At 40.2% G+C, this 23,356-nt stretch carries 18 protein-coding genes; 9 read left to right on the top strand and 9 right to left on the bottom strand.

Annotated elements, in window-relative coordinates:
* Nucleotides 1-25 precede the first annotated feature (25 nt).
* Nucleotides 26-6,130 carry an alpha-2-macroglobulin family protein gene (locus ESY88_RS11945; RefSeq protein ID WP_223270807.1) on the top strand — a complete coding sequence of 2,035 codons (6,105 nt, stop codon included), beginning with the start codon at nucleotides 26-28 and terminating at the stop codon, nucleotides 6,128-6,130.
* Nucleotides 6,131-6,582: 452 nt separating this feature from the next.
* Here the strand turns inward: ESY88_RS11945 and ESY88_RS11940 are convergent, their stop codons facing one another.
* The 5 genes from ESY88_RS11940 to ESY88_RS11920 form a co-directional block, all read right to left on the bottom strand.
* Nucleotides 6,583-7,314 carry a LytR/AlgR family response regulator transcription factor gene (locus ESY88_RS11940; protein WP_147086907.1) on the bottom strand — a complete coding sequence of 244 codons (732 nt, stop codon included), beginning with the start codon at nucleotides 7,312-7,314 and terminating at the stop codon, nucleotides 6,583-6,585.
* Nucleotides 7,311-8,369, bottom strand: a complete 1,059-nt coding sequence (locus ESY88_RS11935; protein WP_147086908.1) for a sensor histidine kinase — start codon at nucleotides 8,367-8,369, stop codon at nucleotides 7,311-7,313. Before ESY88_RS11935 ends, ESY88_RS11940 begins: the two co-directional genes overlap by 4 nt.
* A 46-nt stretch (nucleotides 8,370-8,415) precedes the next feature.
* On the bottom strand, nucleotides 8,416-8,919 hold the full coding sequence (locus tag ESY88_RS11930) for a hypothetical protein (RefSeq protein WP_147086909.1): 504 nt from the start codon (nucleotides 8,917-8,919) through the stop codon (nucleotides 8,416-8,418).
* Between the two features lie 239 nt (nucleotides 8,920-9,158).
* Complete coding sequence (locus tag ESY88_RS11925) at nucleotides 9,159-11,447, bottom strand: alpha/beta hydrolase family protein (protein WP_147086910.1); 2,289 nt, start codon at nucleotides 11,445-11,447, stop codon at nucleotides 9,159-9,161.
* A 263-nt stretch (nucleotides 11,448-11,710) separates the two neighbouring features.
* Nucleotides 11,711-12,433 (bottom strand): SDR family oxidoreductase, encoded by a 723-nt coding sequence (locus tag ESY88_RS11920; protein ID WP_147086911.1) that lies wholly within the window; start codon nucleotides 12,431-12,433, stop codon nucleotides 11,711-11,713.
* A gap of 71 nt (nucleotides 12,434-12,504) precedes the next feature.
* Between ESY88_RS11920 and ESY88_RS21065 the strand changes: the two genes are divergently transcribed.
* Nucleotides 12,505-12,735, top strand: coding sequence for a hypothetical protein (locus tag ESY88_RS21065; protein WP_189702596.1), 231 nt, complete (start codon nucleotides 12,505-12,507; stop codon nucleotides 12,733-12,735).
* Between the two features lie 256 nt (nucleotides 12,736-12,991).
* Here ESY88_RS21065 and ESY88_RS11910 read toward each other — a convergent pair whose 3' ends face one another.
* The 3 genes from ESY88_RS11910 to ESY88_RS11900 all read right to left on the bottom strand — a co-directional run bounded on the left by ESY88_RS11910 (nucleotide 12,992) and on the right by ESY88_RS11900 (nucleotide 15,833).
* Entirely contained in the window at nucleotides 12,992-13,513 is a 522-nt protein-coding gene (locus ESY88_RS11910; protein ID WP_147086912.1) for a DUF4136 domain-containing protein, read from the bottom strand.
* Nucleotides 13,514-13,674: 161 nt separating this feature from the next.
* Nucleotides 13,675-14,673: a GTPase ObgE gene (obgE, locus tag ESY88_RS11905; protein ID WP_147086913.1), complete on the bottom strand. Its 999-nt coding sequence runs from the start codon at nucleotides 14,671-14,673 to the stop codon at nucleotides 13,675-13,677.
* 50 nt (nucleotides 14,674-14,723) lie between these two features.
* Nucleotides 14,724-15,833 carry an adenylate kinase gene (locus ESY88_RS11900; protein ID WP_147086914.1) on the bottom strand — a complete coding sequence of 370 codons (1,110 nt, stop codon included), beginning with the start codon at nucleotides 15,831-15,833 and terminating at the stop codon, nucleotides 14,724-14,726.
* A gap of 186 nt (nucleotides 15,834-16,019) precedes the next feature.
* Here ESY88_RS11900 and ESY88_RS11895 point away from each other — a divergent pair, with 186 nt between their 5' ends.
* From ESY88_RS11895 to ESY88_RS11885, 3 genes are all read left to right on the top strand, one after another.
* Complete coding sequence (locus ESY88_RS11895; RefSeq protein WP_147086915.1) at nucleotides 16,020-17,177, top strand: 5-(carboxyamino)imidazole ribonucleotide synthase; 1,158 nt, start codon at nucleotides 16,020-16,022, stop codon at nucleotides 17,175-17,177.
* A 257-nt stretch (nucleotides 17,178-17,434) separates the two neighbouring features.
* Nucleotides 17,435-17,923, top strand: a complete 489-nt coding sequence (gene purE, locus ESY88_RS11890) for a 5-(carboxyamino)imidazole ribonucleotide mutase (protein ID WP_147086916.1) — start codon at nucleotides 17,435-17,437, stop codon at nucleotides 17,921-17,923.
* 272 nt (nucleotides 17,924-18,195) lie between these two features.
* The gene (locus ESY88_RS11885) at nucleotides 18,196-20,229 is read left to right on the top strand and encodes a M3 family metallopeptidase (protein ID WP_147086917.1); all 2,034 of its coding nucleotides are present in this window, start codon (nucleotides 18,196-18,198) and stop codon (nucleotides 20,227-20,229) included.
* Between the two features lie 202 nt (nucleotides 20,230-20,431).
* Here the strand turns inward: ESY88_RS11885 and ESY88_RS21060 are convergent, their stop codons facing one another.
* Entirely contained in the window at nucleotides 20,432-20,782 is a 351-nt protein-coding gene (locus ESY88_RS21060) for a hypothetical protein (RefSeq protein WP_189702595.1), read from the bottom strand.
* Between the two features lie 11 nt (nucleotides 20,783-20,793).
* Here ESY88_RS21060 and ESY88_RS11880 point away from each other — a divergent pair, with 11 nt between their 5' ends.
* The 4 genes from ESY88_RS11880 (at nucleotide 20,794) to ESY88_RS11870 (ending at nucleotide 23,311) form a co-directional block, all read left to right on the top strand.
* Nucleotides 20,794-21,297 (top strand): GbsR/MarR family transcriptional regulator, encoded by a 504-nt coding sequence (locus tag ESY88_RS11880; RefSeq protein WP_147086918.1) that lies wholly within the window; start codon nucleotides 20,794-20,796, stop codon nucleotides 21,295-21,297.
* Nucleotides 21,298-21,348: 51 nt separating this feature from the next.
* Nucleotides 21,349-21,525: a hypothetical protein gene (locus tag ESY88_RS21055; RefSeq protein WP_189702594.1), complete on the top strand. Its 177-nt coding sequence runs from the start codon at nucleotides 21,349-21,351 to the stop codon at nucleotides 21,523-21,525.
* A gap of 38 nt (nucleotides 21,526-21,563) precedes the next feature.
* Nucleotides 21,564-22,460, top strand: coding sequence for a TIGR01777 family oxidoreductase (locus ESY88_RS11875; RefSeq protein ID WP_147086919.1), 897 nt, complete (start codon nucleotides 21,564-21,566; stop codon nucleotides 22,458-22,460).
* Nucleotides 22,461-22,612: 152 nt separating this feature from the next.
* Nucleotides 22,613-23,311: a YqjF family protein gene (locus ESY88_RS11870; RefSeq protein ID WP_147086920.1), complete on the top strand. Its 699-nt coding sequence runs from the start codon at nucleotides 22,613-22,615 to the stop codon at nucleotides 23,309-23,311.
* The last annotated feature ends 45 nt before the right edge of the window (nucleotides 23,312-23,356 follow it).

Genomic DNA, 23,356 nt, shown 5'->3' with positions numbered 1-23,356 from the left:
CCTAGCTTACCCAAAAATTGAAACTATGACTCCTATCAAAACACTCATAAGCGCCATTATGATACTCTGTTTCGCCAATGCATCACAGGCTCAAAACCCCGATTATAACAAGCTGTGGGCCCAAGTGCTCAAACAGGAAAACGAAGGCTTACCCAAGTCGGCACTTAAGATTGTGGAGCAAATTGGCATTCAGGCAAAACAAGACGACAACGCGCCGCAACAAATCAGGGTCATGCTCTACAAAAGTAAATACGCGTTAGATTTAGAGGAAGATGCGCAGTTGAAAATCATTCAAAAATTTAAAGCTGAAATGTCCACTGCGGAAGCACCCGTGAAAAATGTGCTGGAGAACATGCTCGCCAATTTATACTGGCAGTATTTTCAGCAGAACCGGTATCAGTTTTACAACCGTAGCAAAACGGAAACTAAAGTGGATGCGGAAGATTTCCGGACTTGGGATTTGCAGACCTTATTCGACGACATCCAATTGCATTTCGAGAATTCGCTGAAAAACCCGAAAATCCTTCAGCAAACGCCAATTGAAGATTTTTCGGCAATTTTGACGGAACAGAAAGGCTCAAAAACCTACAGACCCACATTGTACGACCTCTTGAGCCAAAATGCGCTCACGTTTTACACCACCACCGAAAACAGCATTAGCAAACCAGCCTACAAATTTGAGATTGACAATCCTGACTATTTAAAAGATGCCAGCACATTTCTGCAACTGAAGATTACTTCTAAAGATTCAAGTTCTTTAGAATTGAATGCCTTAAAAATCTATCAAGACCTCATGCAATTCCACCAAGCGGATGCTTCGCCGTATGCTTTTGCAGATGTGGATATCGACCGACTCAATTTCGTGAAAAGCAATGCTATTTTCAACGAAAAAGATTCCATTTTACTGAACACGCTGCAAAAAGAAAGCGACAAATGGAACGCTGCCAAAGTGGATGTCGCCGCCCGCTACGATTTTGAGATTGCCAAATTGTATTACCAACAAGGCCAAGAGTACAACCCGACGACCAAGCCTGAAATGCGCTGGAAACTAAAGGAAGCCGTTGAACTTTGCAATAAAGTCATTAAAAACTACCCCAACAGTACGGGCGCAAAAATGTGCCAGAACTTAAAAGCTGCCATCCTCACTCAAACCATTGGGTTTACTTCAGAAAAAGTGTTGCCATCACAAAGCTTTTCCAGATTTTTAGTGAACTACAGCAATTTTAATAGTGTGGATTTTAAGGCCTATAAAGTTGATGTGACTGAAATTAGCAGTTTCAATCAGTTCTATAATTCCGAAGACCAACTTAAATTTTTAAAGAACAAAGCAGTCAGCACCCAATGGACCGCCAGTTTAAAAGATGAAAACGACTATCAAAGTCATAGCACAGAAGTGGAAGTCCCAAAATTGGAAAATGGCCATTACATCATCTTAGCTAAAGCCGCAGGTACTAATGGCGTTTTTGCAACGCAAACCCTTCAGGTAAGCGATTTTGCCGTGATAGATATGTCGAGTGATTCGCAAATGATTTTTCAGATTATCAATCGAAACAATGGCGAACCACAAAGAAATGTTTCCGTAGCACTGCGCTTTCAAAACGGCTATAATGGCAATTTTTCCACTAATAAATTAAGCTCTGATGCTGAAGGGTTTATCAGTATCAACAAGTCCCAAGAGCGCTACATGAACCTCAGTCTTGCCCTATCCAAAAATGACCAAACCGGCTACTTTGATGGCTTTTATGCCTACAATTATGGCAGAACTTCCGAGAATAAAAACCAGACGAGTTATAAGTCATTTTTATTTACAGACCGTAGTATTTACCGTCCCGGACAAACGGTTTATTTTAAGGGAATTGCAATGAAAACCGAACGCGGTAAATCCTCCGTTTTGGCTGACGAAGATGTTTATGTGACCCTATATAACACCAATGATGAAGACATCAAAGAATTGGAATTTAAAACCAATGCTTTTGGCTCAATTTCAGGAGAGTTCATCTTACCAAACGGTGGTTTAAACGGAAACTATTATTTAGAGTTTGATTCCAATTCTGGAAACGCAGATATGTTTAGTGAGCATTATTTTTCCGTGGAAGAATACAAACGACCAAAATTTGAAACCAGTTTTAAACCGGTTACTGAAACCTTCAAGGTAAACGATAGCGTAACCTTAAACGGAACCGCACTTGCCTACGCCGGAAGCAACATTACCGATGCCAAAGTGGTCTATCGCGTGACCCGGAAAGTGCAATACCCGCGTTGGTATTATTGGTACCGACCTTGGTTTAACAGTGAACCACAGGAAATAACGCATGGCGAGACCAGCACCAACGCCAAAGGGGAATTTGAAATAAGCTTCAAGGCCCAGCCAGACGAAAGTGTCGATAAGGAAACTTTGCCCATATTCAACTATGAAATCACTGCCGATGTGACCGACCTCAATGGCGAAACCCGCAGTGCCACCACGATTGTAAATGTGGGCTACCATGCTTTGGTGGCGAGCATTACAGTAGCTGAGCAGTTGGATAAAGCCAAAAAAGACCACAAACTCAGCATAGACACAAAAAATTTGAATGGGGAATTTGTTGCTGCGGAAGGCAGTATCAAAATCTATAAATTGCAAGCGCCTGAGCGAGTCTTACGTCAACGTGCATGGGAAGCGCCAGATTATCAATTGATGTCGGCGGAAGTATTTATAAACAAGTTTCCACACGAGGCTTATGAAGACGAAGCGAATCCTGCCCATTGGAAAAAAGGAAAACTGGTTTTTGAAAGTACTTTTGACACCGCTAAATCAAAAGACATCGAACTCGGAAAGATTAAAAATTGGGAATCTGGGCTTTACAGTATTGAGTTAGAGAGTACCGATAAATTTGGACAACTGGTCAAGGCAGAAGCGAGAACCACTGTATTTAGCGATGATGATAAAACCGTTGCCGACAACCAATTATTTACCATCAAAACAAATAGAGACAGTTATTCCGAAGACGAGAATGTGGAATTGACACTCGGTTCTGCAGCAAAAGACCTTAGGGTTACCGTGAGGGTGGAAAAAGACCAAAAACTATTCAAAACCTTTATAGTGCCTTTAAGCAATACCAAAAAAACCATTGCCATCCCAGTGACCAAAGCCGATTTAGGCGGATTTATCATCACATACAGCCTTGCGGCCTTCAATAGTTTTGAGGGCGCGAAATTGCGAATCAATGTGCCTTATCCCAAAACCGATTTGGAGATTGAAACCATCACGTTCAGGGATAAGCTACAACCCGGAACCGATGAAACTTGGAGTTTTAAAATCAAGGGTCCAAAAGGCGATGAAGTATCTGCGGAAGTGTTAGCCAGCATGTACGATGCCTCGTTAGACCAGTTCAAACCACATGATTGGAGTTTCAGCCCAATTTACAAACCACAGTATAACTCCGGTTTTGAGCTTAATGCCAGACAAAGTTTTGGTGTGGACCCTTTTAGAGTATATAACCAAAGCAGAAATTATCCCTATTACAGCCATCAAAGTTATGACCAGTTGAATTGGTTTGGGTTTTATTTTGGACAAGGCAGAAATTATATGACTAGAGCTTTGGGGGGAAGAGTAGCAGGTGTGCAAATGGTTGCAGATGAAACTGAAATCGAAGAAACATCAATGCTGGAATCTAATGCAAATTTGGACGAAGTGGTTGTCGTTGGTTATGGAACTGTTGAAAAAAAGATAAACGCTCCTGACCCAAAAGAAGAATCGCAAAACTTCGACAACATCCAAATAAGAAAAAACCTTCAGGAAACCGCCTTTTTCTTTCCGCAGTTACAAACCGATGCCGAGGGCAACGTAAGTTTCAGCTTTAGCACCCCCGAAGCCTTGACCAAATGGAAACTGCAATTATTGGCGCACAACAAAACCTTGGAAAGCACCGTGAGCAGCATGGAAACCGTCACTCAAAAAGAATTGATGGTCATACCCAATGCACCACGGTTTTTGCGTCAGGGAGATGAGATTAGCATCAGTACCAAAATTGCGAATCTGACTGAAAACGTACTTTCCGGTCAGGCCAAACTCATATTGACCGATGCGGTTTCAGGACGAGACATCACATCCAAACTGTTGTCCCAGGGGAATGGTTCTCTCCTTGGAGAGACGTCCACAGGACAGACTGAACCTTTTACGGTAGACGCAAAAGGCAACACCCAAGTCTCTTGGAACTTAAGCATTCCAAACGATGTGGATGCGGTGCAATATAAAATCCTTGCCAAAGCTGGCGATTTCAGCGATGGCGAGCAAAATGCCATGCCGGTTCTAAGCAATCGCATGTTGGTGACCGAAACCTTGCCGATGTGGATTCGTTCTAACGAAACCAGAACCTTTACTTTAGATAAGCTTAAAAACAACAGCTCCACTACTTTGAAAAACCACAAGCTCACTTTGGAAATGACTTCGAATCCCGCTTGGTATGCGGTGCAGGCCTTGCCTTATTTGATGGAATATCCTTATGACTGTAACGAGCAAACCTTCAGCAGGTATTATGCGAATGCTTTGGCAAGTCATATTGCGAATAGCAATCCGAGAATCCGGGAAGTCTTTAACCAATGGGCATCTCAAGATGCTCTTATCAGTAATCTCGAAAAAAATCAAGAGCTGAAAAATATGCTCATCGCCGAAACCCCTTGGTTGCGGGATGCAGAGAGCGAAACCGAACAGAAAAAACGCATTGCCTTGTTATTCGATATGAATAAGATGCATAATGAGCTGACTTCTGCAAAACGGAAACTGCAAAACAGCCAGATGAACAATGGCGCCTGGGCTTGGTTTAATGGCGGTGAACCCAATCGCTATATTACCCAACACATCATTACCGGTTTTGGGCATCTCGATAAATTAGGGGTTACTTCGATTGCGCCAGACGACCAAAACGCCATGATAGAAAAAGCGATTGCCTATTTGGATGCGGAATTTGTTCAGGAATACAAGGATATCAAAAAATACGATAAAGATGCCGATTTAAACAAAGACCATTTGAGTTACACCCAATTGCACTATTTGTACATGCGCAGCTTTTTTCCGAAGCAGGAAAAATCGAAAGAAGTGCAAACCACTATCGGTTATTACCAAACGCAAATCCGAAAGTATTGGCTAAAACGTTCCTTATATGCCAAAGGATTGATGGCTTTGGCGATGCAACGTATGGATGACCCAAACACGGCGAAAAAAATCTTAGCCTCCTTAAAGGAAAACAGCATCACATCAGACGAATTGGGCATGTATTGGAAAAGTAATACCAGTTCATGGCATTGGTACCAAGCGCCAATTGAGACCCAAGCCTTGATGATAGAAGCATTTTACGCTATTGAAAAGGACCCAAAAACCATCGATAATCTAAAAATCTGGTTGCTCAAAAATAAACAGACCAACTCCTGGAAATCCACGAAAGCCACCACCGAAGCGGTTTATGCATTATTGTTACAAGGCAGCGATTGGCTGAGTGTTACCGATATGGTAGATGTTGTAATTGGCGGCCAGCAAATAGAACCTTCCAAATTGGAAGACGTCAAGGTAGAAGCAGGAACAGGCTATTATAAAACATCATGGTCTGCTTCGGAAATTACACCAGAAATGGCCACGGTAAAATTGACCAAGACAGGCGATGGCATAGCTTGGGGAAGTCTGTACTGGCAATATTTTGAGGATTTGGATAAAATTACTTCCGCAGAAACACCTCTAAAACTGAAAAAACAACTTTTCAAAAAAACCAATACGGCTACTGGCGAGGAAATTTCAGCAATCACAGCAGAAACCGATTTGAACGTTGGCGATTTAATAAGAGTACGCATCGAACTCCGAAGCGACCGAGCAATGGAATTTATCCACATGAAAGACATGCGCGCTGCGGGATTAGAACCTGTAAACGTCTTATCAAAATACAAATACCAAGATGGCTTGGGCTATTACGAAAGTACTAAGGACGCGTCCACCAATTTCTTTTTCGACTACTTGCCTAAAGGTGTTTATGTGTTTGAATACGATTTGCGCGTCAACAATGCCGGTAACATGAGCAATGGCATCACGACCATTCAAAGTATGTATGCCCCAGAATTTAGCAGCCATAGTGAAGGCGTACGGATTGACGTTGGTATGTAGAGATGCGATTCATCGCATCTTAAACATACCAAAACATCGATTATCGCAGCTCTTTCATGCCAAAACATCGCACGGGACATGTAGCATATCGCAAATCGCATATCATTCATATCAAAACATCGATTATCGCATACCAATGCTATCAAAAGATATAGTCTATAAAGAAAGATTCAGGATCATTCGGACACGCGATAAATCGCGTCTTTACGGCGGTGACACTGATGGACTCAGCTCAGAAACACAATAAGTCGCGACGCAGGTGTCAACGATGGGCGCACCTCGGACACGCGATAAACCTCGGACACGCGATAAATCGCGTCTTTACGGCGGTGACACTGATGGGCACAGCTCAGAAACACAATAAGTCGCGACGCAGGTGTCAACGATGGGCGCACCTCGGACACGCGATAAACCTCGGACACGCGATAAATCGCGTCTTTACGGTGCTGGCATCAAAAGCTCAATTGTTCCTTAAACAAATAGGATTGCCTGCGAGAGATTTCAATCTCTTCGCCTGAGTGCATTTCTATTTTTAGTTTTCCGTTGAACCATGATACCACTTTTTTAACGTGATGAATGTTGATGATCTGTTGCCTGTTTGCACGGAAAAAAACATCTGATGGCAGCTTTTCTTCAATTTGAGCCAAGGATTTATAGATCAAGGGTTTATTGCCCTTAAAGAAGACTCGCGTATAATTGCCAACAATCTCAAAAAGAGAAATATCCTGAACCTTTACCAACCAGCACTTTTCACCATCCTTAATAAAAATCTGCTTGTCTAAATGTAAAACATCCTCCTTTTGTGGCTCTTGAGTATGATTTGATGTGGCGTTTTCAATTACCTTCTCGATACTTTTTGAAAATCGTTTTTGATTGATCGGTTTCAATAAATAATCAAAGGCATTATACTCAAAAGATTTTATGGCATACTCATCAAAGGCTGTGGTAAAAATGGTGATGGGTACCTCATCCAACATTTCGAGAAGTTCAAAACCATCTTTTTCGGGCATATTAATATCTAAAAACAAGAGGTCTGGTTTTGTCTCATTAATAAGTTCATAACCTTCATCTACATTTTTAGCTTCGCCCAACAGCTCAATTTCTGGATGTGTTTTTATGAGTTCCTTGAGCTCATTGCGAGCCAAACGAGAATCCTCAACGATTACAGCTTTTAAGACAATCATGACAGTGGGATTTTTATAGTGGCGATGACTTGGTGGGCGTTTTCAGTGAGACTGAATGTTGCTTGATTTGAATACAACAAGTCCAAACGTTGTTCAATATTTTTTAAACCTAATTGGGTTCCGTTTTGATGCTTCTGAATTTGACCTGAATTTATAACTTCAATCTTTAAATATTCCGAAGACACTTCCGTAGTCAATCGCACCTCACCTCCATTTTTCAAATTTGAAATTCCGTGCTTGATGGCATTCTCAACCAGCATTTGAATTATCATTGGCGGAATTTGTTTGGTCAATGATGCCTCATCAATTTCGGTCTCAAACTGCAAACGATCTTCAAATTGAATTTTAGAGATCTCTACATAGTTCTGGACCATTTCTAACTCATCCTCTAACGCTATGGACGTCACATTGGTTTTAGTTAATGAATACCGAATGGTTTCAGAAAGACTAGTAAGCATTCTTCTCGATTTGTCCACATCCTCCAGCATCAAACCTCTTATATTATTTAGGCTGTTAAACATAAAATGCGGATTTATTTGCCCCTTCAATGTATTGAGTTGTGACTCTTTTAAACTGGTTTGAAGTTGGGCTTGACGAAGTTTGATAATGTTGATGTGATAATAAATCTTAATTGTAAAAATGACGAATAGCCACACTACAAAATACGCTGCAAAATGCGGGATGTTGGTCAACTTACTAAAAAAGGAAATTTCAAATGAGCTATCTAAAAAGTAAGCTGTAGGGATATCTAAAATTGGCCAAAGCAAGACATTATATATAATTTGAGTCACTGTAAATACCAATACCAATCCCACAATATTTCTCTTACTGAAATCGCCAACATCGAAGTAGTTTTCAACGTAAAACAGAATAATAAACGACAGTGCAAAACCTAAAAACCCACAGAGAAACCCCTCAGAAATCAAATAGTAAAATCGATTAGAATCTGGACCTACCGATGAAGAAATCTTATCAATGGTAAGCATTAAAAACGCAAAGGCTATCCATCCTATGAAATTTAGGATCCAGTATTTATAATTCGTAATTAATTTCATTTAACCTTTGTTAATAAAGTCCCGCCTCAAGACAGATAACTCTTAACTATTGAATGCTCTGTAATTCCGATTCTAAGTGTGCAATTATTTTATCTATTTTTTTATAGGCTAAATTACCAAGAACCGTAACTACGGCAATATAAAGTATTGCGAACAAAATGGCATGTAGTTTAGAATCTAAAAACGATGTTGCATAAGGAATGAGTGAGATGATCCAAAAGCCTAGAAAATAAATTTCATATTTTTTTCTATTGGCCATGTACGCTTTGAATTTTGAAATACTGGACATTAATGACCTTTGGGTGTATGATTTCTGCTTAATTTCCTGTAATGATAAATGCTTAATGATATAGAAAACCACACTCGCCATTCCTGTTAACAGCAACAAAACATTTAACATATTATCTCGTGATTTGTAGGCCAAAACTAAAGATACTGCGATAAGCATAAAACTTGATGTTTTGGCCATCATGGAGCCTTTGAGTAAGGCCTTAAAGGTTTGAAGTTGCTTTTGGAAATTGTCTGGTGCTTTTGCATGATAAAGTTTCATGAGTTTAATATTTAGTGTGTGTTTAACTTAAAACTAAACTGGTTAATATGTCGATAATTATTTTGACAAGTGTGATCATAAGGCTGTTTGTTTTTTGATTGTGTATAAAAATAATTAGTACTGCGGGTTATTCCTATAGCATTATGGCGAACGGTAAATAGACTGTGCTGAGCGGAAAAATTCAATAGAATTTAAGAGGCTAAATAGGTTTAATATTCAGCCTCCATTATTTTTGAAGCTTATTTTAAATGTTGGGCAAAGAACCCTAGAATGGTTTCATAGAGCTCTATTCTGTTTGCTTCGTGAGCAAAACCATGACCTTCATCGTACTTTACCATATAGGGCACGTCGATACCTCTTGCTCGCATGTTTTTCACAATTTGGTCTGCCTGTTCAATTTTGACCCTTGGGTCGTTTGCTCCTTGGATTACTAATAAAGGCTGTGAAATTTTATCGGCATTCAGTGCAGGAGAAGCGTCAGTCATGATTTTATGTTCAATAGTGTTTTCTGGATCGTAATACCTGTCTTTGTACCATTGTATGTAGGATTTACGTACTCCAGAGAAATTCTCCAATTGAGAAAACAAATTAGACACCCCAACATAATCAACACCGCAAACATACATGCCTGGTGTTTTGATTAAACTTTGCAATGTTGCCAAACCACCATAGCTTGCACCGTAAACCGCTACTCTCTCTTCATCAATCCAACCTTGATTGATGACGTATTTAACCCCATCCTCAAGGTCATCAATCATGGCGCGACCAATTTGTTTATGCCCTGATATTTGAAATGCCTTGCCATAACCTCCAGAACCTCTGTAATTAACTCGTAACGTGGCATAACCTCTGCTCGCAAACAATTGTGCCTCATCACTAAACGTCCAGCTGTCCCTCACTCCAAAAGGTCCTCCGTGCGGATTTAAAACCAAGGGTACGCTTTTACCATTCAATGCAGCCTTAGGTAATGTGATGTAGCCATGAAGGGTTTTTCCATCGCGACTTATAAAGCTGATTGGTCTCATTTCTGCCATGTCCTTTTCCTCCAAATGAGGCAACATATTGGCAAGTTCTTCAATGGCGTTGGTTTCGATGTTATAGAGGTAATAAATGCCTCGTAATTTATCACTGGAAATATGGACAATAAATTGCGTTTCATTTTTGTCATAGCTCAAAATTGAAATCTCTTTATCACCAAATTCCTTAGTAAGTCTTTCGTATATGTTTTTATAAAGCTTACTCACGGGCACCATAGTATTTTTAGCCCCTTGATATGAATAATAGTCAATTTCATAATTTCTATTTTTAGACGAAATGACCATACTACTAATCTCGTAAGTATCATTTTTGAAAACCGTAGCAAGCTTTTTATTGGTTTTCATGTCATACTTATAAACCTCATATTTATCGCTATCGAGATTACTTACTAAATACACATCGTCAGGATTATTAGTCGTGTAATCAAAAGCTAAAATCCCATCGTTATTTTCAAAATCGGTTTGATTTCTAAATTCGAATTCGTTGGTTTCTGAGTTTTTGTAGAAGTTTTCAAAGTATTTTCCCTCTTGTAATTTTGAATATGCTCGCAACACGCCATCATTATCAAATGTATATCCAGAAATGGGCGTCGTAGGATCTGTATTGTCAAACAACTTTTCTAACTTTCCTGTGTTGATATTGATTTTGTATGGCTCAAACAATTGCTCGTTGTCCTTATTCATGGTTATGACCATATGGTTGGGATCATTTTGTAATACATTTGCCAATTGCACCATCGTTTTATCATAAGGTGTTAACTCCACATTGTTGGAACCGTCTGGATTTGCACCAAATAAATGATAATTCTCATTACCTCCCTTATCTTGAAGATAGATTAAGCGGTCATTGCCTTTCCAAAAATAGGAGCGCACCAAATCTTCTTTTTCGTAAATAGCAACCATTTCTTTTTGGGTTCTAAGGTCTTTTACGATAACATTGTTTTTCCCATTCTCATCTTTTTTTCGGTAAGAAATATAGTTTCCATCGGGAGAAATTCTAAACATAGATAAGCTTGGTTTTTCAAAAAAATCTTCTACTGAATATTTAAACTGTTCCGTTTCTAAGGCCGCAATCTTTCTCAGTTCTTCTTCGCTTGAAGGCAATGCAGTATCTCCTGGAAGGCTTTTTTCAGTTTTATTTAAATTGAAAACATATGCTTTACCCAATTGCGTGTAGGTCCCTTTCAATTGGCCTTCATTTAATTCTCCTATATATTTTAGCTTATACTTTTCAGATTCTATGGTCAATACTGAATTTTCAAACTCGGTGTTCTCTAAAGGAATACCTATTGCACCTTGAAGGGGCATATCAAATGTGGAGCTGTACACACCGTCTGTTTCTGAAACATTGAAACTCATTTCTACAGTCACCCCTTGTACTTCAAGTTCTCCTGTCCAGGTTCCCTCAATATTTTGAGCTCCTGATACCACGGTACACAAAAGCGAGACAACGCTAATAATGTACCTTAATTTTGTAATGCAATTTTTCATGTTTTTAATATTTTATATTAGACTTCTATCTTAATAACATGATAAAACTACAGCATCAATTTTGAGGAGTTGACCAGAATATGACGAACGGTAAAATGGTTTATGCGAACGGAAGGTCGGCTTCGATTGGGTACAACTTTAAATGAAAAACCCGCTAAATCATATTAGATATGATTTAGCGGGTTACTCGTAAATGTGATAAATCGCGTTTTTACGCTGGAGGCATCGATGGACTCAGCTTGGAAACGCGATGAATCGCGTTTTTACGCTGGAGGCATCGATGGGCGCACCTCAATTTTACTCGGTAAGGTTCGTGGATTCATTTTTAGTAAATCGACCACCAATTCACCTAAATCTTCTATTTGGATTTTCCAATCGCCTTTTTCACTGGGTTCATTTCCGTTGAAATGTGTAGAAACCGAACCTGGCATAATGGTGCTCACTTTAACACCGTGTTGGCGCAAATCTAGCATCACTGCTTGTGTAAAGCCTGTTACTCCAAATTTACTCGCATTATAAGCTGCTCCGCCCGCAAAGAAGTTTGCACCTGCCAAACTGGATATGGTAATGTAATAGCCTTTATTTTTCTTCAATTCATCCACGCTGGCTTTTATAGAATTGAATACGCCCGTGAGGTTGGTATCAATGACGTCATTCCATTCTTGAGAAGTCATATCTTCTATACTCGCAAATTTACCAACACCTGCATTGGCGATTACGATGTCCAATTTTCCGAATTTGTCGATGGTTTGCTTTACGGCCTCTTGCTGACTTTCGAGCTTTCGCACATCGGCTTTAACGCCTAAAATATGTGCTGCTGCGTTTGTTTTTGCGCCTAATTCCTTGGCTGCTTTTTTTGCTGAGTCCTCATCTCTACTAGTAATAACGACTTTTAGGCCTTGGTTCAATAGTGCTTCTGCAACCCCATAACCGATGCCTTTTGTGCCTCCTGTAATGAGTGCTACTTTATTTTTTAATGATTCCATGTTTTTTAATTTTGGTTCTATCCAAAGTTACAAAACCCACTTGTAATGCTGGAATTTAAAGTGTTAGGAATATGATAAAAGTTCAGGAGGAAGTTGAAATTGAAGACGAAGATGAAGATGAAGACGAAGTTGAAATTGAAATTGAAATTGAAGATGAAGATGAAGACGAAGACGAAGATGAAGATGAAGATGAAGATGAAGACGAAGATGAAGATGAAGATGAAGATGAAGACATAGACGAAGATGAAGATGAAGATGAAGACGAAGACGAAGCTGTGTTTAGTCGCGGTAAGAAAAAATGAGACTGAAACTACAATTATCCCGCAAGATTAATTACCTGCACTTTTGCGCCTCTGTGCCCCTACCTATCGGCAGGGAGGTCTGCGAGAAAAAAAAACTCACGTATCTATTTATTCAGTAACGAGCAAGTTAAACTTGAATTTCTCATCTGATGTATCTCACATGACTACAATAAAACATCCTCCCAACCCTGAAGAAAACAGCTAAGACTATATCAAATTAATTACTCCAAAGATGAGATTCCTGCCTGCACAGGAATTATTTTTCGGGCGGAAAACCCTCCAACACTTTAGCTACGATCGCCTTAAATTGAGCCTCGCGCTTTTCTGGAGAGGCGTTAGGCCTGTAACTAGACCCCGTTATCGCTTGCCAAAAGAGTCCGTTTTTGTTTTCATCCACAAAATCAACAACAATCTCTCGGTTGAGATTATTTAGACCTATAGGAAACCCAAGAGAAACCCCGCCTCCAAGATTTCCGCCGCCTCCGCCTAGACCAACACCAACATTGTTGCCGTCTGTTTCACGATAGGAATTACTGTTGATGTCTATAAAAAAATCTGGCGTGTCACTTTTTGAAAAGCCACGACTTTGCAAAGCTGCATCCATCGCATTGAGCAAACGCTCGCTATCCAGCTCACTCAAACCGGTTTTCATTTCCTTATAATAATTATAGGTTTTGTACTGTGTGAAATCACGACCCCTTTCATAATCGTAATACACACGAATTGGTGCACATGAAGTCATGATGAGAAACACTAATACTAAAGGTGAATTTTTCATGGATTTTTATTTTAAAGATAGTCAAAAATAATTCCAAGTCATGAATTGTGTTGCAAGCGCGTTAAGGATTGCAGTGGAAATCCTTTTTTGCAAAAAAAGATTGGAACGGAAAGCCTGACCCTTTGGAGTTTTTACGGAAAAGGGTAACGCCCGCCCAAAACCTAATCATTCAGCATCTTCCAAAGCTTATCCTTCAACTCCACAATTCCCTTTTGCGCTATGGAAGAAATAAACATATAATTTATAGGAAGTGTCTTATCTAATTCTTGCTTCAGTTCTGCCTGAAGCTCTTCGTCCAGCATATCGCTTTTTGAAATGGCAATCATACGCTCCTTATCGAGCATTTCTGGGTTGTAACGCTTTAATTCATCCAAAAGAATATCGTATTGTTTGCGAATATCCTTGGCATCGGCAGGAATCAAGAACAGTAGAATGGAGTTGCGTTCAATGTGTCTCAGAAAGTAGTGACCAAGCCCCTTGCCTTCGGCGGCGCCTTCTATAATCCCAGGAATATCGGCCATAACAAAAGTTTGAAAATCGCGGTACTCCACAATACCCAAATTGGGTTTTAGGGTGGTGAATTCGTAATCGGCAATCTTGGGTTTGGCTGAAGTAACAACCGACAATAATGTCGATTTTCCAGCATTTGGGAAACCTACCAAGCCAACATCTGCCAAGATTTTAAGCTCTAGGGTTATGTCACTTTCATTTAGAGGCTCGCCAGGTTGGGCGTAACGAGGTGTTTGGTTGGTTGAGCTTTTAAAATGCCAATTCCCCAAACCGCCACGGCCACCTTGAGCCACGATTCTCTCTTCATGGTCTTCTGTAATTTCAAAAAGCACCTCTTCGGTCTCAGTGTCTTTGACCACGGTTCCCAATGGCACATCCAAATAGACGTCTTCGCCATCGGCACCTGAACTTCTACTTTTGCTGCCATTTCCGCCATGTCCTGCTCTCGCATGACGTTTGAATTTGAGGTGCAGCAGCGTCCAAAGATTGGAATTTCCGCGCAGGATAATGTGCCCACCACGACCACCATCACCGCCATCGGGCCCCCCTTTTTCAATGAATTTCTCGCGATGCAAGTGCGCAGAGCCTTGACCTCCTTTTCCTGAGGAGACATGCATTTTTATGTAATCAACGAAATTTCCTTCTGTCATGTGAAAAAATTCAAAGTTTAAAATTCAAAGTTCAAAGTTTGCACCCCGAATCACAGTTTATCAATTACCTTACTCAAACGCTCAGTGATCTCATCAATACTTCCTACGCCATCCACACCGTAATACTTATCTTGGGCAGCGTAATAATCCTTGAGGATTGCTGTTTTTTTGTAATACTCTTTAATCCGGTTTCTAATGATGCTTTCGTCCGAATCGTCTTTTCGACCGCTGGTTTTACCGCGCTCCAAGAGGCGTTTCACTAAGACTTCATCATCAACCTCCAAAGCAATCATGGCATCAATTTGTGAATCTTTTTCTTCCATTAGATGATCTAAAGCATCGGCCTGTGCATCGGTTCTTGGGAAACCGTCAAAGATAAAACCTTCGGCATCAGAGTTTCTTTCCACTTCAGCATTCAACATATCAATAGTGACTTGATCTGGCACGAGTTCGCCTTTATCCATGTACGATTTGGCCAACATGCCTAAAGCGGTCTCATGCTTAATATTGAACCGAAATACATCACCTGTAGAAATATGGACAAGATTGTATTTTTCCTTTAAAAAATTGGCTTGTGTTCCCTTACCTGCGCCAGGAGGGCCAAATAGCACTAAATTGGTCATGTGTTGTGTTGTTTTAAGTTGATATATTTCGGGCAGGTCGCGTCCCAATCCGTCGAAGTCCAATCCATAGCCCACAATGAATTTTGTAGGGATCTCCATACCCACGTAGTGTAATTTAAAATCGCGTTTGTAAGCTTCAGGCTTATAAAATAAAGTCGCAATCTTGAGTTCTGCGACGTTTTCATTTTTAAAAATACGATGCACTTCTTCAAGCGTTTTGCCAGAATCGATGATGTCTTCCAAGATTACCACGGTTCTCCCAGTCAGGTCTTGGGTCAAACCAATGAGCCTCTGTATGTCTTCAGTAGATTTCAAACCTTCATAAGAAGCCAACTTGATGAAGGTCACTTCACAAGGTTTTGGATATTTCTTCACAAAATCACTCACAAACATGAACGACCCGTTGAGGACACCTACAAATACAGGCACTTCATCCTTTAAGTCTGCAGCAACCTCATCAACCATGCGCTGTATAACAGTGGCTATTTTCTTTTCAGAAATAAACGGCTTAAAGTATAAATCGTGTAACTTAATCAAGGGTTTGGATTTAAAAAAAACAAAGATAAGAATTTGAATGCCATTTCGGCAGTTTTCAATTTGTGATTTTAAGCCTATGTGCCACAATTAGTTTATTTTTGTGGGCAGAGGCTGGAGCACCTATTTTTTTTCTTGAGATGGGCGCTTGGCAGAAAAATCAATTCTAATTTCATGCAATCAACTCAAATGACAAATTATTTTTCCTCAGATTTTAAACTCGGTATTCTTGGCGGCGGACAATTAGGCAAAATGATGCTTTACAGCACCCGAAAATTCGATATTTGCACTTACGTCATGGATGGCAGCGACGAAGCGCCCTGTAAGATTGCCTGCAATAAATTTGTGAAAGGGGAGCTTATGGATTTTGATGCCGTCTATAACTTCGGAAAAACAGTCGATTTGCTCACATTTGAGATTGAGAACGTCAATGTAGATGCGCTCGAAAAATTGGAGCAGGAAGGTGTGAAAGTATATCCATCCTCAAAAACATTGCGATTGATCCAAAATAAAGCCACCCAAAAATTATTTTATAGAGACCATAGCATCCCAACTGCCGATTTCAACCGTTTTGCCTACCTATCCGAAATCGATGAATCCATCGAGAATGGCGGATTGGAATTTCCATTTGTCTGGAAAGCCACACAGTTTGGATACGACGGAAAAGGAGTCAAGATCGTTCGAAATCTTGAAGATTTAAAGGAATTGCCAAAAGGCGAATGTATTACCGAAAAATTGATTCCGTTTAAAAATGAACTGGCCGTGATTGTGGCACGAAACGAAGCAGGAGAAGTTAAAACCTATCCGGTCGTGGAAATGGAATTTCATCCCGAAGCCAACCAAGTGGAGTATGTCATTTGCCCGGCGCGTATTAGTGACGCAGTTGCCGATAAAGCGAGAACCACTGCCATGGTGGTTTCTGAAGCCTTTAACCACGTGGGTTTATTGGCGGTGGAATTGTTTCAGACTGAAGACGACGACATTCTTGTGAATGAAGTCGCACCAAGACCACATAATTCTGGCCACCAAACCATTGAAGCCAGTTACACCTCACAATTTGAGCAACACCTAAGAGCCATTTTAAATCTACCCTTAGGAAAAACCGAAAGTAAAGCAGCAGGGGTTATGGTTAATCTTGTTGGAGCCGAAGGCCACACCGGCGATGTGGTCTATGAACATATTGCCGATATTATGAAAATGGAAGGCGTCACACCGCATATCTACGGAAAAAAGCAAACCAGACCTTTCCGGAAAATGGGACACGTGACGATTGTGAATAACGACATTACTGAAGCCCGAAGAATTGCGGAAGACGTGAAGCGCACAATCAGGGTTGTTAGCAGATAGTTGTTTCAATAATCAACTGGCACTATTTTGAGCCAAGCTACAAATGCATCACCCTAAGCCAAGAAGCGCAAGACAAATAAAAATAAACGAGTTTTTAATAATTTGAAGTGCTTTCCTAAAATGGAAATCTAAAATCTAAATTTCGCACACAAAACTCTAAAGTCTTAGATTTCACAAGCAAGTTCCCTTAACTTTGAGTTGCATATTTCAATGTGCCACATTATTAAATGTAATTATCAATTTAATCCATACAGAAGATGAGTAAAATAGCAGTCATCATGGGCAGCAAGAGCGACCTTCCGGTCATGCAGGAAGCCATAGACATTTTAAAGCACTTCAAGCTTGAGGTCGAAGTCGATATTGTTTCAGCACATCGCACGCCCGAAAAATTATACGAATTCAGTAAAAACGCACATAAAAACGGAATCTCAGTCATCATCGCCGGTGCTGGAGGTGCAGCGCATTTACCAGGCATGGTAGCAGCGATGTCCCCATTACCAGTGATTGGTGTGCCCGTAAAAAGCAGCAACTCCATTGATGGTTGGGACTCTGTGTTGTCTATTTTACAAATGCCGGGAGGTGTTCCTGTAGCCACAGTGGCGCTAAATGGCGCAAAAAATGCCGGGATACTGGCAGCACAGATTTTGGGAAGCTCAGACCCGAACGTGCAGAAAAGCATTATCGCTTACAAGGAAAGCATGAAGGCTAAAGTACTGGAAGCGTCAAAAGAACTCAACCACAGGTAATTCAAGTAAATGCATTCACGAATCTGGAATGAAAGAAAACGAAAAATTAGTGTATTTACCTACCGGCAGCAAGGGTCGCGGCTAAAATCCCAGAATTTACCCCAATAAAAAACCCCGCTATTACACGAGGTTTTTCTGCTATTAATCAATTACCATTCTTTTTGGAGAATTCCATTTTAAATGATGCCACAAAGATAAAATAGAAAATTAAATAACTTCTTAATGTTTAGTTAATCATTAAAAAAAGCTAACATAAATTTGTACACTTGAAAATGAACATATTAAATCACACTTACGACACACCTTACCATACCGCTCCCTTTTCTAAAATCAAGAACAGCGATTTTCTGCCTGCCATAACCCAAGGCATTATAGATGCGAAGGCCGATATAGACGCCATCACTTCAAATCCAGAAACGCCAAATTTTGAAAATACCATAGAAGCTTTGGATTTTTCGGGCGAGAGTTTAGACCGCATGTCGAGTATCTTTTTTAATCTGAATAGCGCCGAAACCAGCGAAGAGCTTCAAAGCATCGCACAAGAAGTTTCGCCATTGCTTTCAGAATTTAGCAACGATATCACCCTGAATGAAGCCTTATTCGAACGCGTTAAAGCAGTCTATCAAAAACGCGATGACTTTACACTTTCTGTGGAGCAAAACACACTGCTTGATAAAACATACAAGAGCTTTTCCAGAAATGGCGCAAATCTTTCCGAAGATAAAAAGAATGAATTGCGCGAAATCGATAAAAAACTGAGTCAGTTGAGCTTGAAATTCGGCGAAAATGTTTTAGCTGAAACCAATGCATTCCAAATGCACTTGACCAATGAAAACGACCTCAACGGTCTCCCAGAAGGTGCCAAGGAAGCTGCAAAAGATTTGGCAGAATCCAAAGATTTAGAAGGCTGGCTGATTACTTTGGACTATCCCAGTTATATTCCTTTCATGACTTATGCCAACAATCGGGAGTTGCGTAAAAAATTGGCAATTGCTTCAGGTGCAAAAGCATTTCACGAAGATAAATTAGACAATCAGGATAAGGTGCTTCAAATTGCAAAATTGCGTTTTGAACGTGCGCAATTATTAGGTTACAAAACGCACGCCCACTTTGTTTTGGAAGAGCGTATGGCCAAAACGCCAGAAAATGTTGCCCAGTTTTTAAACGAACTTCTTGAAAAGGCAAAACCCGCTGCGGAAGGCGAATTCCATAAGTTAGAAGCATTCGCCAAAGATTTGGATGGCATTGAGCAACTCCAAAAATGGGATAGCGCCTATTATTCTGAAAAATTAAAACAAAAATTATTTGATTTAGATGATGAGCAGCTCAAGCCCTATTTCAAGTTGGAAAACGTGATTGATGGCGCTTTTACCATTGCTGAACGTCTCTACGATTTAAAATTCGAGCAAATCGATACCATAGATAAATACCATAAAGATGTACTTACCTATAAAGTAACAGACACTAATGGAAACTTGATCTCTATTTTCTATGCCGATTTTTTCCCGAGAGAAGGCAAGCGAAACGGTGCTTGGATGACAGTTTACAAATCACAATACATCAAAAACGGCGTGAATGACAGACCGCATATTTCCATCGTTTGCAACTTTACAAAGCCTACAAAAAGTAAACCCTCACTCCTAACCTTCAATGAAGTCACCACCTTGTTCCATGAATTTGGGCATGCGCTGCATGGCATGTTGGCCAATACCACCTATCCCAGTTTATCTGGAACCAGTGTGTTTTGGGATTTCGTGGAATTACCAAGTCAGGTGCTGGAAAATTGGTGCTATCAAAAAGAAGCATTAGAACTTTTTGCAACCCACTATGAAACAGGCGAAACCATTCCCATGGCATTGATTGAAAAAATAAAGGCTTCATCCACATTTCACGAAGGCATGCAAACCTTAAGACAGCTCAGTTTCGGACTGTTGGATATGAGCTGGCATGGCATCGACCCGTCATCAATCAAAGATGTCAAAACCCATGAATTGGAAGCTTTTGAAGGCACCAAACTCTATCCCGATGTTGCAGAAAATTGCATGAGCACCTCCTTTTCACATATTTTTCAAGGCGGTTACAGTTCTGGTTATTACAGCTACAAATGGGCCGAAGTCTTGGATGCCGATGCCTTTGAATATTTCTTGGAACAAGGTGTTTTTAGCAAAGACGTGGCCAAACGTTTTAAGGATAACGTGCTCTCCCAAGGCGGAACCGAAGACCCAATGACGCTCTACAAGCGTTTTAGAGGGAAAGAGCCACAGCCCGACGCTCTATTGAAACGTGCTGGGTTGATGGAGAAATAGAAAGGCAATATAAATAGCGTTTCCTAAGTCTTGTTTTCTATTGAATTTGAGCTTAAAATGGTGTTGTGTGAGCATAGTGCGACACCGCTGGAGTCGTAATTACCTAAAAAACCCTTTTCTACAAAACTTGAATCCCGCTGGGATTAAAAGCAAAAATCTATCCTATATAAATATTAAATTCTATAATCATTGTCGGAATTATTCACAAAACCCATTTAATTCTAAGCTTTAATCCAACTGCCCTGTTATGAATTTTAATGTCCATTCTTTTTAGAATCTGGCAATAGCAGCCCCTAGTGCCATATGCTGAAAGGGTTTTTAGAAACACAAGTTCCAGCGAATCTGCCATTGAGATTCCAACAAAATAGGGTTGGATCCAACGGGAAATTCCCGATGCCAGAGGCATCAAAGGTTTGTAGAAATACAATTGCCAGCGAAGCACGACTCCCGAGGAGTCGCAGATCCACACTAACCATAAACCTATCCCCGCATCATGATGCCAAAAAACCAAAAATAAACTTTCAATAATTATTGAAAGTTTAAAATATTCCATATATTTATCACATGAACTACGATGAAGCCAAACATAAATTTGTATCCACATGGGGCAGCTTAGGCACACTTTGGGGCATCAATAAGGCCATGGCGCAAATACAAGCCTTGCTTTTTATCTCTACAGAACCTTTGTCAATGGAAGATATCATGGCCGGTCTTCAAATCTCAAGAGGCAATACAAGCATGAACCTGCGTCAGCTTATGGATTGGGGCATCGTGACCAAAGAAATCATTCCAGGCGAACGCAAAGAGTTTTTTACCACTGAAAAAAACGTACAGGAACTGGCAAGAATCGTTGCCAAAGAACGAAGTCGAAGAGAAATCAAGCCTGTAATCAAGGTATTGAATGAGGTGTCTTCCATTGAAGACGATGGCAACCCAAAAACCAAGGAACTCATAAAACAAACGAAAGATCTGCATGACCTAACGGAAACCATGGATGCCTTAATCAACAAATTAGTCAATCAAAAGCAAAACTGGATTACCAAATCCTTGCTCAAACTCATCGGCTAAAAAAATTTGAACTTTACTTTCAATATTTTCTGAAAGTTTAATATAAGCAAAATGAACTACAAGTTTCTTACTTACACCAATAGTAAAAAAATCGGAGGCTTTTCAATCTATCTGGGTGTCATGCTTTTCATCAACTTGTATTTTTTCTTAAGAGGAAGACGCAACTCAAGACGTTCAACGGATTTTACCCCAGAGACTCCCGAATTTGAAGCTCAAACCACCCATTAGCCACTATAAAAACAACGCTTAACTAAAACTCAACTATTATGAAAACCATAACCATTGCAGGCGGAAGCGGATTTCTAGGTCAAGTCCTCGTGCAGCATTTCACTAAAAAAGGACATGAGGTCTTTATCCTAAGCAGAAATCCAAAACGTGAAAATGATACGCTCTGGAATGCCAAGGATTTGGGCGCATGGACAAAAATTCTCGAAAAAACCGATGTACTCATCAATCTTACGGGGAAATCGGTAGATTGCAGATATACGGAAGCTAATAGAAAATTAATCTTAGCCTCTAGAATTGATGCTACGGAAGTGCTTGGTCTTGCCATCAACCTTTGTGAAAATCCACCCGCATTGTGGTTGAATTCTTCCACCGCTACCATTTATGAAGATTCTCAGATCAAACAAATGACGGAAGAGCACGGAGACCTTGGCGATGACTTTTCAATGAACATCGCCAAATCCTGGGAACACAGCTTTTACAAAATCACAAACCCAAAGACTAGAAAAATCGCTTTGCGCACCGCCATCGTTTTTGGCAAAAATGGAGGGGCTTTGATTCCGCTTAAAAATTTGGTCACGTTTGGTCTCGGCGGAAAGCAGGCTTCCGGTAAACAGAAAGTGAGTTGGATCCATGAACAAGATTTCGCAAGAGCAGTAGAATTTTTGATGGAAAATGAAAGCTTGAACGGGAACTTTAACCTTTCCGTAGCAAAACCCACAAACAACAAAACGCTCATGAAAACCCTTAGAAGTGTGATGCACATGCCAATTGGCCTTCCGCAGCCTAAATGGCTCATCAAGTTGGGCGCAAAACTCATTGGTACCGAACCAGAATTGGTCCTAAAAAGTAGAAATGTAATACCGCAACGTTTAAGCGGCAAGGGATTCGTATTTTTGCAAGGCGATCTTGAACCCACGCTCAAATCACTGGTATAAACATTTTTTTTAGCTGTTCAACATAAACTGTTGGGTCAATTTTAGACCCAGATATAAAGTCAATAGCTCAAATTTAGTCTTTGTTCTTATGTCATATCGCACAGCGGTCTTAGGCCTTTTTACAAAAAATTTCTCTAATCAAATTCAAAACAATGACCTTTTTAAATGCTTACTGGAGAAACCTACTGTTCATCAATTACGAAGTAGACCCAAAAATCCTTGAACCCTATTTGCCAAAAGGGACTGAACTCGATTTTTACAATGGCAAATGCTACGTGAGCATGGTGGGCTTTATGTTTATGGATGTTAAAGTATTGGGCATTAAACTTTACAATCACATCAATTTTGAGGAAGTCAATCTGCGCTTTTACGTCAAGCACAATAACAAAAGAGGCGTAGTATTTATTCAGGAAATCGTCCCAAAACCGCTTATAACCCTGGTGGCAAACTCCTTATATCACGAGCATTACACCACCAGCAACATGGATCACGTTTGGAAAGAGACCCATGATTCCCTGTTTTTTGAGTACCGGTGGCAGGTCAACAACAAGTGGCAATCCATAGCTGCTACTACCGAGAAAGAAGCGGTCCCAATCTTGGAAAATTCTGAAGAACAATTTATCATGGAGCATTATTTTGGTTATACGGGTCACAAAAACAAGACCTTTCAATATGAAGTATTACATCCTTCTTGGCTTCATTATAAAGTCAAGGATTTTAATAGCGCTATGGATTTCGAAGCAAATTATGGAACGGATTTCGAGCACCTCAAGTACGCGAAACCGACCTCTGTGATCTTGGCCAAGGGCGCAGAAGTAAGTATAAAAAATAAATTGACCGTTCACAAATAGAACACAAACCTAAAATTTTCAACTATTTTTACATAATCATAACTA

This window comes from Subsaximicrobium wynnwilliamsii (assembly GCF_007997225.1).
Taxonomy (GTDB): Bacteria; Bacteroidota; Bacteroidia; order Flavobacteriales; family Flavobacteriaceae; genus Psychroserpens; species Psychroserpens wynnwilliamsii.
Note: the sequence above shows the minus strand (reverse complement) of the source record. Positions and strands in the feature narration are given on the sequence as shown.

Coding starts and splice junctions, on each gene's coding strand:
- ESY88_RS11945 (WP_223270807.1), top strand. CDS start 26: ATGACTCCTATCAAAACACTCATAAGCGCCATTATGATACTCTGTTTC.
- ESY88_RS11940 (WP_147086907.1), bottom strand. CDS start 7,314: ATGATTGTCTTAAAAGCTGTAATCGTTGAGGATTCTCGTTTGGCTCGC.
- ESY88_RS11935 (WP_147086908.1), bottom strand. CDS start 8,369: ATGAAATTAATTACGAATTATAAATACTGGATCCTAAATTTCATAGGA.
- ESY88_RS11930 (WP_147086909.1), bottom strand. CDS start 8,919: ATGAAACTTTATCATGCAAAAGCACCAGACAATTTCCAAAAGCAACTT.
- ESY88_RS11925 (WP_147086910.1), bottom strand. CDS start 11,447: ATGAAAAATTGCATTACAAAATTAAGGTACATTATTAGCGTTGTCTCG.
- ESY88_RS11920 (WP_147086911.1), bottom strand. CDS start 12,433: ATGGAATCATTAAAAAATAAAGTAGCACTCATTACAGGAGGCACAAAA.
- ESY88_RS21065 (WP_189702596.1), top strand. CDS start 12,505: ATGATAAAAGTTCAGGAGGAAGTTGAAATTGAAGACGAAGATGAAGAT.
- ESY88_RS11910 (WP_147086912.1), bottom strand. CDS start 13,513: ATGAAAAATTCACCTTTAGTATTAGTGTTTCTCATCATGACTTCATGT.
- obgE (WP_147086913.1), bottom strand. CDS start 14,673: ATGACAGAAGGAAATTTCGTTGATTACATAAAAATGCATGTCTCCTCA.
- ESY88_RS11895 (WP_147086915.1), top strand. CDS start 16,020: ATGACAAATTATTTTTCCTCAGATTTTAAACTCGGTATTCTTGGCGGC.
- purE (WP_147086916.1), top strand. CDS start 17,435: ATGAGTAAAATAGCAGTCATCATGGGCAGCAAGAGCGACCTTCCGGTC.
- ESY88_RS11885 (WP_147086917.1), top strand. CDS start 18,196: ATGAACATATTAAATCACACTTACGACACACCTTACCATACCGCTCCC.
- ESY88_RS21060 (WP_189702595.1), bottom strand. CDS start 20,782: ATGGAATATTTTAAACTTTCAATAATTATTGAAAGTTTATTTTTGGTT.
- ESY88_RS11880 (WP_147086918.1), top strand. CDS start 20,794: ATGAACTACGATGAAGCCAAACATAAATTTGTATCCACATGGGGCAGC.
- ESY88_RS21055 (WP_189702594.1), top strand. CDS start 21,349: ATGAACTACAAGTTTCTTACTTACACCAATAGTAAAAAAATCGGAGGC.
- ESY88_RS11875 (WP_147086919.1), top strand. CDS start 21,564: ATGAAAACCATAACCATTGCAGGCGGAAGCGGATTTCTAGGTCAAGTC.
- ESY88_RS11870 (WP_147086920.1), top strand. CDS start 22,613: ATGACCTTTTTAAATGCTTACTGGAGAAACCTACTGTTCATCAATTAC.